Here is a 14523-nt window from a genome sequence, read left to right as displayed (position 1 = left end):
AGTGATTAATTGAGGTATTTAAATTAAAAAATGGCGGACCCAAAAAAATATTTAATCGATGGGCCAATTGGCAAAATCGAAATAGCTGTCGATTGGCCAACAGAGGCGATTGAACAGAATGTCCCGGCGCGTGGTATCGCCCTGATTGCGCATCCGCACCCATTACTGGGTGGCACGATGGATAATAAGGTCGCTCATACGCTCGCGCGCACGTTTATGCAGCTTGGCTACGTTGCGGTTCGCTCAAATTTTCGTGGGGTGGGTCAAACGGCAGGCGAACATGACCAGGGTAACGGCGAGCAAGATGATTTATTGGCGGTGCTTGAGCATCTTCGGGCGCAGCCACTTTGTGCTGATAGCCCACTGGTGCTGGCGGGGTTTTCGTTTGGCACCTTTGTGTTGTCGCATCTTGCACAACGTTTAGCGCAAAATAATATCAGCGTGCAGCGGCTGGTTTTTGTTGGCACAGCAGCCGGCCGTTGGGCGGTAGCACCCGTGCCGGAAGATACGATCGTCATTCATGGCGAACAAGATGAGACGATTCCATTGACGGAGGTCTTTGATTGGGCGCGTCCGCAGGAATTGCCGGTGACCGTTATTCCAGGTGCGGATCATTTCTTTCATCGCAAGCTTCATCTCCTTAAGCGAATTATTGTGGAGAACTGGCGCGTATAGTAAAGTGCTGTAGCCCACGGTTGTTGCGTATTCTCCTAGCCCTTTTCAGCCTTATTTTTATGCACACTATGCGATTTCCGATTTCGTTCTCCTACTTGGTTCTATCCCTGTTAAGTGCTTGCTTGGCCTTAACCTCTGTTTTGGCGCAGGCGCAAGTGCCGCCGCCTACGGTGTTGGCGCGCTCATGGATATTAATGGACGCAACCAGTAATCAGGTTTTAGCTGCTAGCAATCCGGATGAGCAAGTTGAGCCTGCGTCGTTAACCAAGTTAATGACGGCTTACCTGGTTTTCGAGGCGCTTAAAGATAAAAAGATTGGCATGGAGCAAAGTATCGTCCCGAGTGACGCGGTGCGACGCGTTAAACCGGATGAATCGCGGATGTTTATCCAAGCGAATAAACCGGTCACCGTTTCCGATTTGGTGCATGGGATGGTGGTGCAATCAGGCAATGATGCCGTAATTGCCTTGGCTGAGTTAATTGGCGGTAGCGAAGCCAATTTTTTGACCTTGATGAACCAGGCAGCTCAACGCTTAGGAATGAAACATACGCACTATGCTGATGTGAATGGTTTGCCTAATCCACAGCACTATACCTCCGCAAGTGATGTGGCGTTGTTATCGGTCCGCTTGATTCAAGATTTTCCAGAGTATTACCCGCTGTTTGCCCTGAAGGAATTTACCTACAATAAGATTCGTCAATTTAACCGGAACCGATTGTTATGGCTTGATTCTACGGTTGACGGCGTGAAGACCGGACACACCACCTCCGCGGGTTTTTGTCTAGCGGCATCGGCCAAGCGTCCGCTACCGCAAACGCCAGAGATAAGCCGGCGCTTAGTCACGGTGATGATGGGTGAGCGCAAAGAACAAGACCGGGTGCAGGATAGCCTTAAGATGCTTAATTACGGCTATCAGGCCTATGATATGGTCCGGCTTTACCCTGGGGCGCAGCCGGTTGATACGCCGCGGCTTTTTAAAGGCGCGGCTAATACGCTCAAAGTTGGTGTAAAGTCTGATAAATTCATTACTGTACCTCGCGGTATGGGAGATAAGATTAAGCCGATTGCGCATTTAAATGCACCTTTGATTGCGCCGATCGCGAATGGGCAACCGGTTGGCATAGTGAAAGTCATGGCGGACGACAAAGAAATCGCGGCCTTTCCACTGGTAGCGCTGGAAGAGATCAAAGAAGCCGGCTTCTTTGGCCGCTGGTGGGATACCGCTTGGTTAATGTTGCTAAAAATGTGGCAGAAATAAAAAATAAGGTTGCATTGCATGAACGATTCAACAGTTTATCTAAATGGCGAATGGTTACCTTTGTCAGAAGCGCGTATTTCGGTGCTGGACCGAGGCTTTATTTTTGGTGATGGCGTATATGAAGTCATACCCGTCTATCGAGTCTCTGATCCAGCCCTTAACGTTTGGCGGCCGTTTCGGATAGAGCAGCATCTGGCGCGGCTTGTCCGCAGCCTTGCAAAAGTCCGTATTACCGACCCGTTTAATGAGGCCGGCTGGTGCACACTGATTGAAAAGGCGGTTACCCTTCATGTGAGTAGCCACGCCAATGACACGAGTTGTTTGATTTATATCCAGGTAACACGTGGCATTGCAGCTCGAGCGCAGGTGTTCCCAGCGCACAGTACGCCAACCGTATTGATGATGGCCAACTCATTTACACCGCCTAGTGCGCTAACGCGTGAGCAGGGCGTAGTAGCGGTGACGGCGCCAGATGCACGTTGGCTGCATTGCGATATTAAATCCACCTCGCTACTGGGCAATGTGTTAATGGCGCAATATGCGGCCGAACACAATGCGGTTGAAACTGTCCAGTTACGTAATGGAGAATTGACCGAAGGTTCATCATCTAATATTTGGGTGGTAAAAGCGGGCCGACTTTTTGCTCCTCCGTCTAATCATTTGATTTTGGAAGGGATCCGTTATCGACTGCTCGAAGAGCTGGCTGCTGAGGCGGGCATTACATTTGAAGCGCGGATCATTACTGAGGCGGAGTTGCGTGCAGCCGATGAGATTATGATGAGTTCGGCCAGCAGAGAAATTCTACCGATCACTCGGCTTGATGACTGTCCAGTGGGCAATGGTCGGCCTGGCCCTGTTTTTGCAGCGCTTTATGCAGGTTATCAGCGCATGAAAGAAAGACCGCTCTCGGCCGATGAAGGCATCAAGATTGATGCCAAACGTTTGGCCGCGCAGTAATCGCTTATGAACCAAGGATGCGTGAATGAACCCGGCGAATGAGTCATTGATCGATTTTCCGTGCGATTTCCCGATTAAAGTGCTAGGCAAAACCCAGCCCGGCTTTGCTGAAGAGATACTGCGATTGCTCAAACAGTTTGACGCTGATTTTGATGGCGCGTCTATTGAAATGCGTCCTTCGCGTAATGGCAACTACATTGGCCTGACGTGTATTGTGCATGCGCGTGATCGTAACCAGCTGGACGAGATCTATCGCGCGTTGAGTTCGCACCCGATGGTATCAGTTGTTCTTTAGTTTCAGCGGGCCGAATGCGAGGCCAAACAAATGTCGACACCTACCGATGCGTTAAAGATCTGCCTTCAATGGCGCGGCGTTGAACCATACCAAATAAGTTTTGAGGCAATGCGCGCCTTTACTGAAACGCGCACGAGCGACACGCCAGATGAGCTTTGGTTGGTTGAGCACCCCCCCGTTTATACTTTAGGGCAAGCCGGCAAGTCCAGCCATTTATTGGTGGCTAATCCAGAGATTGAACTGGTGCAGGTTGACCGGGGCGGGCAAATTACGTATCACGGCCCCGGTCAGGTGATAGCGTATCTGTTGTGCGATCTGCGCCGTCGCCAGTTAATGGTGCGCGAATTGGTCACCTATATCGAGCAAGCGGTGATTGATACGCTGGCAGCGTATAATATCGTCGGTGAGCGTAAATCCGGCGCGCCGGGTATTTACTACGCAGGATCTTCCGAACAGTACGCTGACTCACTGCAGGGCGCAAAAATTGCCGCGCTCGGACTCAAAATCCGCCGAGGGTGTAGTTACCACGGCGTGAGTTTAAACGTAAAGATGGATTTACAACCCTTTAATGACATTAATCCTTGCGGTTACGCAGGTTTAAAAATTGTCGATATGGCTAGCTTAGGCGTCGTTGCCGACTGGCGCGAAGTTGCACAGACGCTTGCTAACCAGCTAACCCACCATATTGCCGCGCACAACCCGGCGAGACCCTCCGCCAATGCCAATTGTGCTGCTTGATAGGACAGTCGTATGACAACAGAAACACCGGTGAGCCGATTGACGGCTTCGCCCATGATCGAAAACGCACCGCCATTTTATAATCCTGCTATTAAGCAAAAATCCCAAGCTAAAACGGCGCGTATCCCGATTAAAATCGTGCCTGCCGAGAAATTAAAAAAACCGGACTGGATTCGTGTGAAAGCCGCCACCGGCAGTTCAAACACGCGCTTTTACGAGATTAAGCAAATTCTGCGCGAGCACCAGTTGCACACGGTTTGCGAAGAGGCGAGCTGCCCAAATATTGGCGAATGCTTTGGCAAGGGTACGGCGACCTTTATGATCATGGGCGATAAATGCACGCGGCGTTGTCCATTTTGCGATGTGGGTCATGGCCGCCCCGATCCGCTTGATCAAAATGAACCAGAGAATCTGGCAAAGACGATTGCTGCATTAAAACTTAAATACGTCGTGATTACGAGCGTTGATCGTGATGATTTGCGTGATGGTGGAGCGGCCCATTTTGTTGCATGTATTGAGCGGGTACGAGCGCTCTCTCCGCAAACGCGCATCGAAATTTTGACGCCAGATTTTAGAGGCCGGCTGGATCGTGCGCTTTCCATCCTAAATGCAGCGCCGCCTGATGTGATGAATCACAATCTTGAAACCGTGCCACGTCTGTATAAAGAGGCTCGGCCTGGCTCTGATTATCAACATTCGCTGAATCTGCTAAAAGAATTTAAAACTGTGCATCCCAATACTCCGACTAAATCTGGGCTGATGGTTGGGCTTGGGGAGCGTGAAGAAGAGATCTTGCAGGTTATGCGGGATTTGCGTGCACATAATGTAGATATGTTGACGCTTGGTCAGTATTTGCAGCCTTCGGAGCATCATCTGCCGGTACGTGATTATATTCATCCTGACACGTTCAAGATGTATGAGGAAGAGGCGTACAAAATGGGCTTTACGCATGCTGCGGTGGGAGCGATGGTGCGTTCAAGTTACCATGCGGATGAGCAGGCGCATAGCGCGGGCGTGATGGATTGATGCTGCTTGCTGATTTCGTCTAATGTGTTTGGATATGACTTACGCCAGGTATTCGTATAAGCTCGGGTAGCGTTGCGTTTTCAAATTCGCTAAAATCAATGGCAGAAGCTACTAGAGCGGGGCGACCTATGTGTGCAGAGATAAAGAAATTCCGATTGACTCGATACGGCCAAGCGCTTTTTGTCGCTATTTTGCTGGCGAGTTGCGCAACAACCTCCGACTCAGGTGAGTATGTGAGCCCCACTCTGGCGGATATCAGTCATAGCCAAAATCCAATGCAGAAATTAAGCGGCTCATATGCTTAACTGTTTTCGTCTCGGCTTTCCGCTTGTAAATCGAGTGCTCGTGCGTAAAGGGAGTCACGCGAGACGTGCGTGAGCGTAGCTGCAAGCCTTGCTGCGGTGCTAACCGGCAGATGTGTTAACAGCAGCTGTAACAGTTCATCATGTTGGCTAGCATCGCTTTCCTGAACGAAGTCTGCGCCTTCTACGACTAATACAAATTCTCCGCGCTGCCGGTTGCTGTCTTCCTGTAGCCAGATTAGCCCTTCGGCTAGAGTGCCGCGGTACAAATTTTCGTGTAACTTTGTTATTTCGCGGGCAATGAATAGCGCTCGTTCGCTACCAAGTACCGTCGAAAGCGCACTGACTGTTTCTAAGATGCGATGCGGTGTTTCGTAAAAGACCATCGCATAAGGATGTTGCACAAGTGAGCGGAGTTGTGCTGCACGTTGTTTTGGCTTAGCAGGAAGAAAGCCAATAAAAGTGAAGGTTCCGGCTGCATTAGAAGCGCCGTGGCTGAAGCCTTCACCCGTAACACTAAGGGCCGTAGCGAGGGCATTGCAGCCAGGAATGGGTATCGTGGCAAAGCCCGCTGCGCGAACCGCATCCACTATTTTTGCGCCTGGGTCGCTAATGCCGGGGGTGCCGGCATCGGACATATAAGCAACTCGCTCACCTGCGCGCAGGTGCTCCACAATCCGTGCAGCGGATTCATGCTCATTATGCTGGTGCGCGGCAAACAGAGGTTTGCTGATGCCATAACGAGCAAGCAATTGCGTGCTGTTACGCGTATCTTCTGCGGCTATGCGATCAACCAGCTTGAGCACATGGAGCGCACGTAATGTAATGTCAGCGGTATTGCCGATGGGGGTGGCAACGACATATAACGCTGCGGCCGGATAAGTCTGATGCTGGGCGAGTGAAAGTAAATCAATCAATTCATGTCCTGAGTATAAAGCGGGGTATTGCGATGCTAGCCATTGTGCCATGCAATCACCTATTGACTGTGAGTAAAGGGCGGTGTCACAGCTATGTTTAAAACCACAAGAATGTTTGGCGCTGCGTTTGAAACGCGTGCATTAGACTATTTGCAGCAACGTGGCATGACGCTGGTGGCGCGCAATGTGACTTATCGCAGAGGTGAAATTGACCTGATTATGCGCGATGCAGAGAGTGTGCTTGTATTTATTGAAGTCCGCGCCCGCGCCAGTATGCGTTTTGGTGGGGCATTAGCCAGTATTGACGCAACTAAATGTGCGCGCCTGCGATTAGCCGCGCGTTACTATCTTGCTAAATGGCACGGTGAATTGCCTGTGTGCCGTTTCGATGCCGTCATATTTGACGGTGAGCAGATTACTTGGTTGACGAATATATTGGGTGCCGATCGTGATTGAGGTGAGCGCGTGCTATAAAGATCTTTGCTAAAGATTTAGGACTTAGTTTAAAGAAATTGTCTGCTATTGTTTGCCAAGGCTGTGAGCAAATACGATAGAATCGATTGTAATGTTTTAATTATGGCCCCATTGCCAACGGAAAATTCGATGTTGATTGAGAGAATTGAGCAGCACTTTCAAGATAGCGCGTCTACTAAGCTCGCCGCGCTTGAAGTGCTTGCGGCGCCAATTGCTGCTGCCATTGATACGATCTTTGCGGCGTTTGCCAATGGTGGTAAAGTGCTGATATGTGGTAATGGCGGTTCAGCTGCGGATGCGCAACATCTGGCGGCTGAGTTGATCGGTCGTTTTGAACAAGAGCGGCCAGCTCTGCCAGCGATTGCTTTGACCACCGACTCATCCGTGTTAACCGCGATTGGCAATGATTATAGCTTTGCGCAAATCTTTGCCAGGCAAGTCTCCGGGCTGGGTCAGCCAGGTGATATATTGATTGCAATTTCTACTTCTGGTAACTCAGAGAACGTATTGGCTGCGATTGAAAGTGCACATGAACGAGAAATGCTGGTGATTGCATTAACGGGGAAAGGGGGCGGGCGTATAAAGGGTGCCTTGCACGAGACAGATTTACATATCTGCGCGCCTAGCGAGCGTACAGCACGGATACAAGAAGTCCATTCGCTGACGGTGCATTGTCTATGTGATGGCATTGATGCAATGCTACTCGGCGATAGATAGTCGTATCTTCATCACGTTAACCAAAGGAGTTTGGCATGATTTCAATGCAAATAAGCAAAACAGTTGGCCGCGCTATATTAGCTGTTGGTTTACTCTCTTCATTGCAGGGATGTCCGCTATTGGTAGCGGGCGCCACCGGCGGTGGTGCGTTAGTTGCGGCGGACCGCCGTACACTCGGCGCACAGACCGAAGATCGAGAAATTCAAGTCAAAGCGGCGACCCTTCTCAAACGTGATCTAGCTGATGAGGCGCATGTTAGTACCACGGTATTTAACCGGCGTGTGTTGTTAACCGGTGAGGTGCCAAATCTAGTGGTCAAGCTGAAAGCTGAAACTATCGTGCGCACTGTTGCCAATGTGCAAGAGGTTGTCAACGAGCTTGTCATTCAGGGCGCAAGTTCCTTTGGCTCGCGTTCAAATGATTCGTACCTGACGGCCAAAGTCAAAGCATCGCATGTCCATGCGTCTGACATCTCCGCGGCTTTTATAAAAGTGGTAACCGAGCGCGGCATCGTGTATCTGATGGGCTTAGTGACAAAAAGCGAGGGCGATCGTGCAGCTGAGCTCGCCGGCCGTGTACCTGGTGTATTGCAAGTCGTCAAAGCGTTCCAATATATTTCTGAACCAGAGGCTAAAAAACTGTCGCTTGGCACGCCACCGCAGCCTGGTCACGCACCTGCCACGGTAAATAAACAATTGCCTACGTCGTCGCATTAACCGTAAGCTGCGCTCATTTCAAACGAAGTGTTTACCGACAATTTGGATAAAATTCTGCGCCAAATCATACGCAAGTCGGTTATTTTTCTAGGTATTGCTGCATGCGTTGTGAATAGTCTCGCGGCGCATGCAGTCGATGCAGTTCATGCGCAGTTATTATCTCGGCGCAATGCATGCATCAGCTGCCATACGGCTGACCAGAAACGAATCGGTCCTGCTTATCGGGATGTCGCGGCGAGGTACAGGGATAAGCCTGATGCCTTGGCAAAACTAGTCGAAAAAATAAAAAAAGGGGGCGCGGGGGCATGGGGGGCCGTTCCAATGCCATCACATCCTCGTTTAAGCGAAGTTGATGCACAAACGATTGTGGTGTGGGTGCTGGCGGGCGCGCCGTCCGAATAAATCGGCGAGGCGAGAAAGCTTTGTCAATCTGTATAGCTAAATTTTCTAGGTCAAAGGCGGTTTGAATTTGGGCGTCAGTTTGGGAAAAGTTGAGGTAAAATGACAACCGCCTTATCGCAAGGCCTGCTGCGCAACGCGTGTTACTCTGCCAAAAGACTGCCGCAGTCTACCTGTTTTGTACATGGCGCCGGGCAGGCGGGCTATGATCCACACCGTATTACTATCGAAAGCATCCGCTAAATGAGCACGAAAAAATCTTTGACTGAAGCTGAAATCCTAAAGATGGGCGAAAAGGATTATATGAACGACGAGCAGCGCGATTTTTTCAAGCGTAAGCTCGAGCAGTTGCAAGCAGAGCTTTTGCATAACGCCGGTCAAACTACCGAGCATTTGCGTGAAACGGTGGTTGTACCCGATCCGGCTGATCGCGCTACCATTGAAGAGGAGCATGCACTGGAATTGCGTACTCGCGATCGAGAAAGAAAATTACTCAAAAAAATTCTGCAATCACTTGCACGGATTGAGTCGGGCGAATATGGTTGGTGTGAGGAAACGGGCGAACCGATTGGTCTTGCGCGCTTACTTGCTCGGCCTACTGCTACATTGTCGCTCGAGGCGCAAGAGCGTCGGGAGCTGCGTCAAAAGCTCTTTGGCGATTGATTAGAGCCAGAATACGCCGTGTTTTGCTGTTAGGTCCAAGCATTAATTAAATACCCATAACGTATCGAAAAGTGTTTTGCGTTGCCCTTGATAATCAGGGCGGCGCCCTAAAATAATGGCATTCACGCTTAAGGTTAGCTCGCTCGGCCCCCGTTGTTGTTTTGCTATGTGTCTGTTCTCAGCCATGAGATGCAGTCAGTTGAGGGCGTAGCGTTTTCAGAAGGAATCTATATGGAACAGTATCACGGCACCACCATTGTTTCGGTGCGGCGCGGCAAGCACGTAGCTGTCGGCGGAGATGGTCAGGTTACCTTGGGCAATGTCGTTATGAAAGGCAGTGCAAGAAAAATTCGCCGCATTCATGACAATAAAGTACTGGTCGGCTTTGCGGGCGGCACGGCTGACGCATTCTCCTTGCTGGACCGCTTTGAGGGGAAACTTGAGAAGTATCAAGGCAATTTAATGCGCGCCGCCGTTGAGCTTGCTAAAGATTGGCGTACCGATCGGATGTTGCGTCGCTTAGAAGCGATGATGATCGCAGCTGATGCGGAAACAACGCTGGTCTTAACCGGTAACGGTGATGTGCTTGATCCTGAAAGCGGTATCTGTGCGATTGGTTCGGGGGGGACTTACGCGCAGGCAGCAGCTCGCGCGCTGGTGCAAAATACCGAGCTAGCGCCGCGCGAGATCGTTGAAAAGTCACTTGGCATTGCTGGCGATCTCTGCATTTATACTAACCACAATTTTGTTATCGAGACCCTCGACTGAGCACTCTGATATGAGCAATATGACCCCCGCCGAAATCGTCTCGGAACTGAACAAGCATATTATTGGCCAGGATAAAGCCAAGCGCGCGGTAGCCGTTGCGCTACGCAACCGTTGGCGCCGGCAGCAAGTGGCAGAGCCATTGCGCCAGGAAATTACCCCTAAAAACATTTTGATGATTGGCCCAACTGGCGTAGGCAAGACCGAAATCGCTCGCCGTCTGGCGAAGTTAGCGGAGGCGCCTTTTATCAAAATTGAAGTCACTAAATTCACTGAAGTGGGCTATGTCGGCCGCGATGTTGATAGCATTGTGCGTGATTTGATCGAGATTGCGGTTAAGCAAACGCGCGAATCTGAAATGCGTAAGGTGCTTACTAAAGCAGAGGATTTTGCTGAGGAGCGGGTCCTCGATATCTTATTGCCGACGCCACGTTCGTTAGCGGCCAACGCATCGCCTGACGCGCTAGAGCCAGAGCATCAAGAGGCGGACGACAAAGCTGACAATGATAAAAAAAATAATGCAACGCGCCTAACCTTTCGTAAGCGTTTGCGCGAAGGCAAACTCGATGATAAAGAGATTGAACTCGATTTAGAGTCGGCGGCGGCCACGATGGATATTATGGGGCCGGCCGGGATGGAAGAAATGACGGAGCAAATTCGCAGTATGCTCTCGAGTATGGGGAGTGGGCGTAAAACGCGACGCAAGGTTAGCATTAAAGAAGCGATGAGGCTTTTGACCGATGAAGAAGCGGCGAAGATGCTGAATGACGACGAGGTCAAATCAAAAGCCGTGCAGAGCGTTGAGCAAAACGGCATTGTATTTCTCGATGAAATCGACAAAATCGCTTCGCGCAGTGAAGCCAGCGGAGCCGAAGTATCGCGCCAGGGGGTGCAGCGTGATTTATTGCCACTGGTTGAAGGTACCGCCGTGAGCACTAAATATGGCATGGTTAAAACGGATCACATTTTGTTTATCGCATGTGGTGCTTTCCATCTATCTAAACCGAGTGATTTAATTCCTGAATTACAAGGACGCTTTCCAATTCGGGTTGAGCTCGATTCACTCTCCGTTGAAGATTTTGAAGCTATTTTGAGTGGCACTGACGCAAGTTTAGTGAAGCAATATGAAGCGCTTTTAGGGACGGATGGCGTAAAGCTGGATTTTGTTAAAGATGGCATTCGTCGCTTGGCAGAAATTGCCTTTTTAGTGAATGAAAAAACCGAGAATATTGGTGCGCGCCGGCTTTATACCGTGATTGAAAAATTGCTGGAAGAAATTGCCTTCGTGGCGGGCAGCCAAGGCAAGCAACAAGTAAAAATTGATGCGGCTTATGTGGATGCGGCACTCAACGATGTTGCTAAAAACGAAGATTTATCGCGTTATATTTTGTAAGCGTATTGATTGGAGTTTATGCACCTTACAACCCTTACTGCTGAGTTATTGCTGCTATGTCCAAACAACTTGATTTATCGTTAATATCGAGTGAATTAAAGGCTCATATTCTCGCGGAAGCGCTGCCCCATATTCAACGCTATCACAGTAAAACTGTGGTCATCAAATATGGTGGTAACGCGATGACTGAACAGCATCTCAAGCAAGGTTTTGCGCGCGATGCGGTATTGCTCAAGCTGCTCGGGGTTAATTTAGTCTTGGTCCATGGCGGTGGGCCGCAAATCGATCGGGCTTTGCAAAAAGTCGGTAAGCAACGCGTCTTTCTACAAGGCATGCGTGTCACCGATGCAGAAACGATGAGTGTCGTCGAATGGGTCTTGGCCGGCGAAATTCAGCAAGAAATTGTCTCATTAATCAACCATTATGGCGGCCAGGCGGTCGGCTTGACCGGCAAAGACGGTGGTTTGATTCGGGCGCACCGGATGCGGGTGCCGGATCGGGAACGTGTGGGCGAATTCCTGGATATTGGCCAAGTGGGCGAGGTTGAGGCAATTAATCCGGCCGTCGTCAAGGCTTTGCAACGGAGTTCTTTCATTCCAGTAATTTCGCCGATCGGCTTTGACGGTGATGGTGTTTCTTATAATTTAAATGCAGATTGGGTCGCGGGCAAACTGGCCACCATACTCAATGCGGAAAAATTAGTGATCATGACAAATATTGCTGGAGTGATGGATAAAGAAGGCACGCTGCTGACCGATTTAAGCACCTCCCAAATTGATGCGCTATTTGCAGATGGCACCATCTCTGGCGGGATGCTGCCTAAAATCAATGCTGCCCTTGATGCGGCCAAAAGCGGTGTGCCGTCGGTGCATATTATGGATGGCCGCATCGAACATTCGTTACTGCTTGAAATATTGACTGAGCAATCGCTTGGCACAGTGATTCGCTCGCATTGAATTGCTGCAAGCTAAGCTGCTCAAGCGCACGGGGTTGGTGTAACCTCACTACATTAGGCGGCCTATCTCAGTTAGCCTGAAATCATCGGTTGGTATTGTCACAGCCAAACCATTCACCGTACAGCGAAAATTTTGTCAGAGGCTGTGTTGGGTGGCCGCATGCCGGCTCATCTAGCACACTAGGAATCGCAAACTGATTATAGGCTTTTTATATGATTAAGCACGGCTGGGGCGTATATTTCAACACGCGCATGCTGATTTGCTTTTTTTTAGGCTTCACGTCGGGTTTGCCGCTCTTCGTTTTGCTTAATTTGGTGCAAGCATGGCTGCGTTCTGAAAAAATCGATCTGGAGTCAATTGGGCTGTTTGCATTGATCCAATTTCCGTACACCTGGAAATTTATCTGGGCGCCGATGATGGATCGCTTTATCCCCAAGCTGCCCGGCGTGCAGTTAGGGCGAAGGCGTGCGTGGATGCTCTGTACGCAATTATTGGTGGCCGGCACCATCGCTGCGCTCGGTTTTGTTTCGCCTCATGATACCTTGTGGGCGGTTGCTGCACTGGCTGCAGCACTCGCATTTTTTAGTGCGAGCCTAGATATTGTGCTGGATGCTTATCGCCGGGAACTATTAAATGATCAGGAACAAGGGCTTGGCACAGCGATTTATGTCAATGCGTATAAAATTTCCAGTTTGGTACCCGGCGCATTAGCATTGATTTTGGCAGACCTCCTTCAATGGTCGGAAGTTTTTGTGATTACGGCGGCTTTTATGTTGCCAGGCATTATCTTGACCTGTATCGTGCGCGAACCCAATGTGCACATCATGCCCCCCAAAACATTGCGAGATGCGGTCGTACTACCCTTGCAAGAATTCATGATGCGTAATGGTTGGCGGCATGCTGTACTGGTTCTGGCTTTTATGTTTTTGTACAAGCTGGGCGATAGTATGGCGACTTCGCTGGCCACGGCTTTTTATCTGGATCTGGGGTTCACTAAAACCGAGATCGGGATGATCGCCAAAACGGTTGGACTTTGGGCGAGTATTAGCGGTGGCATTGTTGGTGGCGTGTCGCTGCTGAAACTGGGCATCGCACGTGGCTTATGGTTGTTTGGTGTGGCGCAAATGGTGGCCATTTTAAGCTTTGCTTGGCTTGCGCATATGGGGCCGGTGGAGTTTTGGCTGGCGGTGGTGATTGCTTGTGAGATGTTTGCTACCGGGCTTGGTACAGCCGCATTTATTGCCTATATCGCGCAGACTACGAATCCACGTTACACGGCGACTCAATTTGCCCTCTTTACCAGCTTGTCCGCTGTGCCGCGCACCTTTGCTAATGCAGGTGCTGGCTATATCGTTGAGCAGGTCGGCTGGTTTGAATTCTTCTTTGTATGTACCGCGCTGGCCCTGCCAGGCATGTTATTGTTGCCTTGGATTGCGCCTTGGAAAACTCGGCAGACCTAAAAAATGCGATCCTATTTCAATGTATACGCATAATCGATGGTCAGCGGCGCATGATCGCTGAACTTGATCTCTTTAAAGATTGAAGTGTTGATGGCCTGTGCGGCAATCGCCGGCGTTGCAAGCTGATAATCAATGCGCCACCCGACATTTTTTGCATAGGCTTGTCCGCGGTTGCTCCACCAAGTGTATTGATCAGCACGTGGATCAAGTTTACGAAAAACATCCACATATCCTACTTCATCAAAAAGCTTGGTAAGCCAAGTGCGCTCTTCTGGCAAAAAACCGGAATTTTTTAGATTGCCCTTCCAGTTCTTAATATCCATTTCCGTATGCGCAATATTGATATCGCCGCATAAAATAACTTCGCGTTGCTGCTTTAATTCAATCAAATGCGGCATAAAAGCGTCCATGAAGCGGAATTTTGCTTGTTGCCGCTCATCCGAACTGGAGCCAGAGGGCACATAGACGGACACGACCGATAGCGTGCCGTAACGAATCTCAACGTAACGCCCTTCAGCATCGAATTCAGGGTTGCCAAAGCCGATAATGCAGTCATCGGGTTCGTGTCGCATATAGAGACCCGCTCCGCTGTAGCCTTTTTTAATGGCATGCTGAAAACAGCTGTGATAACCATGCGGTGCTAGAAAATCAGGTGTCATATCGTCTGGTTGCGCTTTTAACTCTTGCACGCAGACAATATCGGCTTGTTGTTTGCCGAACCAGTCAAAAAAGCCTTTTTTTGCCGCTGAACGGATGCCGTTCAGGTTGGCACTAATGATGCGTAACATTTGAGTTAAATCACGATCCTATT

Annotated in this window: 18 protein-coding genes; 15 read left to right on the top strand and 3 right to left on the bottom strand. The window is 49.9% G+C overall.

Annotated elements, in window-relative coordinates:
- Positions 1-30 precede the first annotated feature (30 nt).
- The 6 genes from NQD60_RS09020 (at position 31) to lipA (ending at position 4950) form a co-directional block, all read left to right on the top strand.
- Positions 31-675 carry an alpha/beta hydrolase gene (locus NQD60_RS09020; protein WP_257100546.1) on the top strand — a complete coding sequence of 215 codons (645 nt, stop codon included), beginning with the start codon at positions 31-33 and terminating at the stop codon, positions 673-675.
- Positions 676-743: 68 nt separating this feature from the next.
- Complete coding sequence (locus tag NQD60_RS09015; RefSeq protein WP_306438073.1) at positions 744-1934, top strand: D-alanyl-D-alanine carboxypeptidase family protein; 1191 nt, start codon at positions 744-746, stop codon at positions 1932-1934.
- An 18-nt stretch (positions 1935-1952) separates the two neighbouring features.
- Positions 1953-2891 carry a D-amino acid aminotransferase gene (locus tag NQD60_RS09010; protein WP_257100544.1) on the top strand — a complete coding sequence of 313 codons (939 nt, stop codon included), beginning with the start codon at positions 1953-1955 and terminating at the stop codon, positions 2889-2891.
- Positions 2892-2916: 25 nt separating this feature from the next.
- On the top strand, positions 2917-3186 hold the full coding sequence (locus NQD60_RS09005) for a DUF493 family protein (protein WP_257100543.1): 270 nt from the start codon (positions 2917-2919) through the stop codon (positions 3184-3186).
- Positions 3187-3216: 30 nt separating this feature from the next.
- A complete protein-coding gene (gene lipB, locus NQD60_RS09000) occupies positions 3217-3924 on the top strand; it encodes a lipoyl(octanoyl) transferase LipB (protein WP_257100542.1) in 708 nt (235 codons plus the stop codon).
- Between the two features lie 54 nt (positions 3925-3978).
- Positions 3979-4950 carry a lipoyl synthase gene (gene lipA, locus NQD60_RS08995; protein ID WP_306438087.1) on the top strand — a complete coding sequence of 324 codons (972 nt, stop codon included), beginning with the start codon at positions 3979-3981 and terminating at the stop codon, positions 4948-4950.
- Positions 4951-5251: 301 nt separating this feature from the next.
- On the opposite strand, the gene rsmI is transcribed toward lipA, so the two are convergent.
- Positions 5252-6169: a 16S rRNA (cytidine(1402)-2'-O)-methyltransferase gene (gene rsmI / locus NQD60_RS08990; protein ID WP_257101308.1), complete on the bottom strand. Its 918-nt coding sequence runs from the start codon at positions 6167-6169 to the stop codon at positions 5252-5254.
- Positions 6170-6262: 93 nt separating this feature from the next.
- On the opposite strand from rsmI, the gene NQD60_RS08985 reads away from it, so the two are divergent.
- The 5 genes from NQD60_RS08985 to dksA all read left to right on the top strand — a co-directional run bounded on the left by NQD60_RS08985 (position 6263) and on the right by dksA (position 9138).
- Positions 6263-6625 carry a YraN family protein gene (locus tag NQD60_RS08985; protein ID WP_257100541.1) on the top strand — a complete coding sequence of 121 codons (363 nt, stop codon included), beginning with the start codon at positions 6263-6265 and terminating at the stop codon, positions 6623-6625.
- Between the two features lie 147 nt (positions 6626-6772).
- The gene (locus NQD60_RS08980) at positions 6773-7360 is read left to right on the top strand and encodes a phosphoheptose isomerase (protein WP_257100540.1); all 588 of its coding nucleotides are present in this window, start codon (positions 6773-6775) and stop codon (positions 7358-7360) included.
- 35 nt (positions 7361-7395) lie between these two features.
- The gene (locus tag NQD60_RS08975; protein ID WP_257100539.1) at positions 7396-8076 is read left to right on the top strand and encodes a BON domain-containing protein; all 681 of its coding nucleotides are present in this window, start codon (positions 7396-7398) and stop codon (positions 8074-8076) included.
- A 27-nt stretch (positions 8077-8103) separates the two neighbouring features.
- Complete coding sequence (locus tag NQD60_RS08970; RefSeq protein WP_257100538.1) at positions 8104-8478, top strand: c-type cytochrome; 375 nt, start codon at positions 8104-8106, stop codon at positions 8476-8478.
- Positions 8479-8718: 240 nt separating this feature from the next.
- Entirely contained in the window at positions 8719-9138 is a 420-nt protein-coding gene (dksA, locus tag NQD60_RS08965) for an RNA polymerase-binding protein DksA (RefSeq protein WP_223692786.1), read from the top strand.
- Between the two features lie 42 nt (positions 9139-9180).
- Here the strand turns inward: dksA and NQD60_RS08960 are convergent, their stop codons facing one another.
- Positions 9181-9324 carry a hypothetical protein gene (locus NQD60_RS08960; protein WP_223692783.1) on the bottom strand — a complete coding sequence of 48 codons (144 nt, stop codon included), beginning with the start codon at positions 9322-9324 and terminating at the stop codon, positions 9181-9183.
- Between the two features lie 45 nt (positions 9325-9369).
- Between NQD60_RS08960 and hslV the strand changes: the two genes are divergently transcribed.
- The 4 genes from hslV to NQD60_RS08940 all read left to right on the top strand — a co-directional run bounded on the left by hslV (position 9370) and on the right by NQD60_RS08940 (position 13712).
- Positions 9370-9906, top strand: a complete 537-nt coding sequence (gene hslV / locus NQD60_RS08955) for an ATP-dependent protease subunit HslV (RefSeq protein ID WP_223692780.1) — start codon at positions 9370-9372, stop codon at positions 9904-9906.
- A 10-nt stretch (positions 9907-9916) separates the two neighbouring features.
- Positions 9917-11296, top strand: coding sequence for an ATP-dependent protease ATPase subunit HslU (gene hslU, locus NQD60_RS08950; RefSeq protein WP_257100537.1), 1380 nt, complete (start codon positions 9917-9919; stop codon positions 11294-11296).
- 56 nt (positions 11297-11352) lie between these two features.
- Entirely contained in the window at positions 11353-12252 is a 900-nt protein-coding gene (gene argB, locus NQD60_RS08945) for an acetylglutamate kinase (protein ID WP_257100536.1), read from the top strand.
- A gap of 212 nt (positions 12253-12464) precedes the next feature.
- Positions 12465-13712: an AmpG family muropeptide MFS transporter gene (locus NQD60_RS08940; RefSeq protein WP_257100535.1), complete on the top strand. Its 1248-nt coding sequence runs from the start codon at positions 12465-12467 to the stop codon at positions 13710-13712.
- Positions 13713-13723: 11 nt separating this feature from the next.
- Here NQD60_RS08940 and NQD60_RS08935 read toward each other — a convergent pair whose 3' ends face one another.
- Positions 13724-14500, bottom strand: a complete 777-nt coding sequence (locus NQD60_RS08935; RefSeq protein WP_257100534.1) for an exodeoxyribonuclease III — start codon at positions 14498-14500, stop codon at positions 13724-13726.
- Between the last annotated feature and the right edge of the window lie 23 nt (positions 14501-14523).

This window comes from Mycoavidus sp. SF9855 (assembly GCF_024582735.1).
Taxonomy (GTDB): Bacteria; Pseudomonadota; Gammaproteobacteria; order Burkholderiales; family Burkholderiaceae; genus Mycoavidus.
The sequence above is the reverse complement of the archived record's forward strand: the minus strand, read 5'-3'. Positions and strand labels throughout refer to the sequence as shown.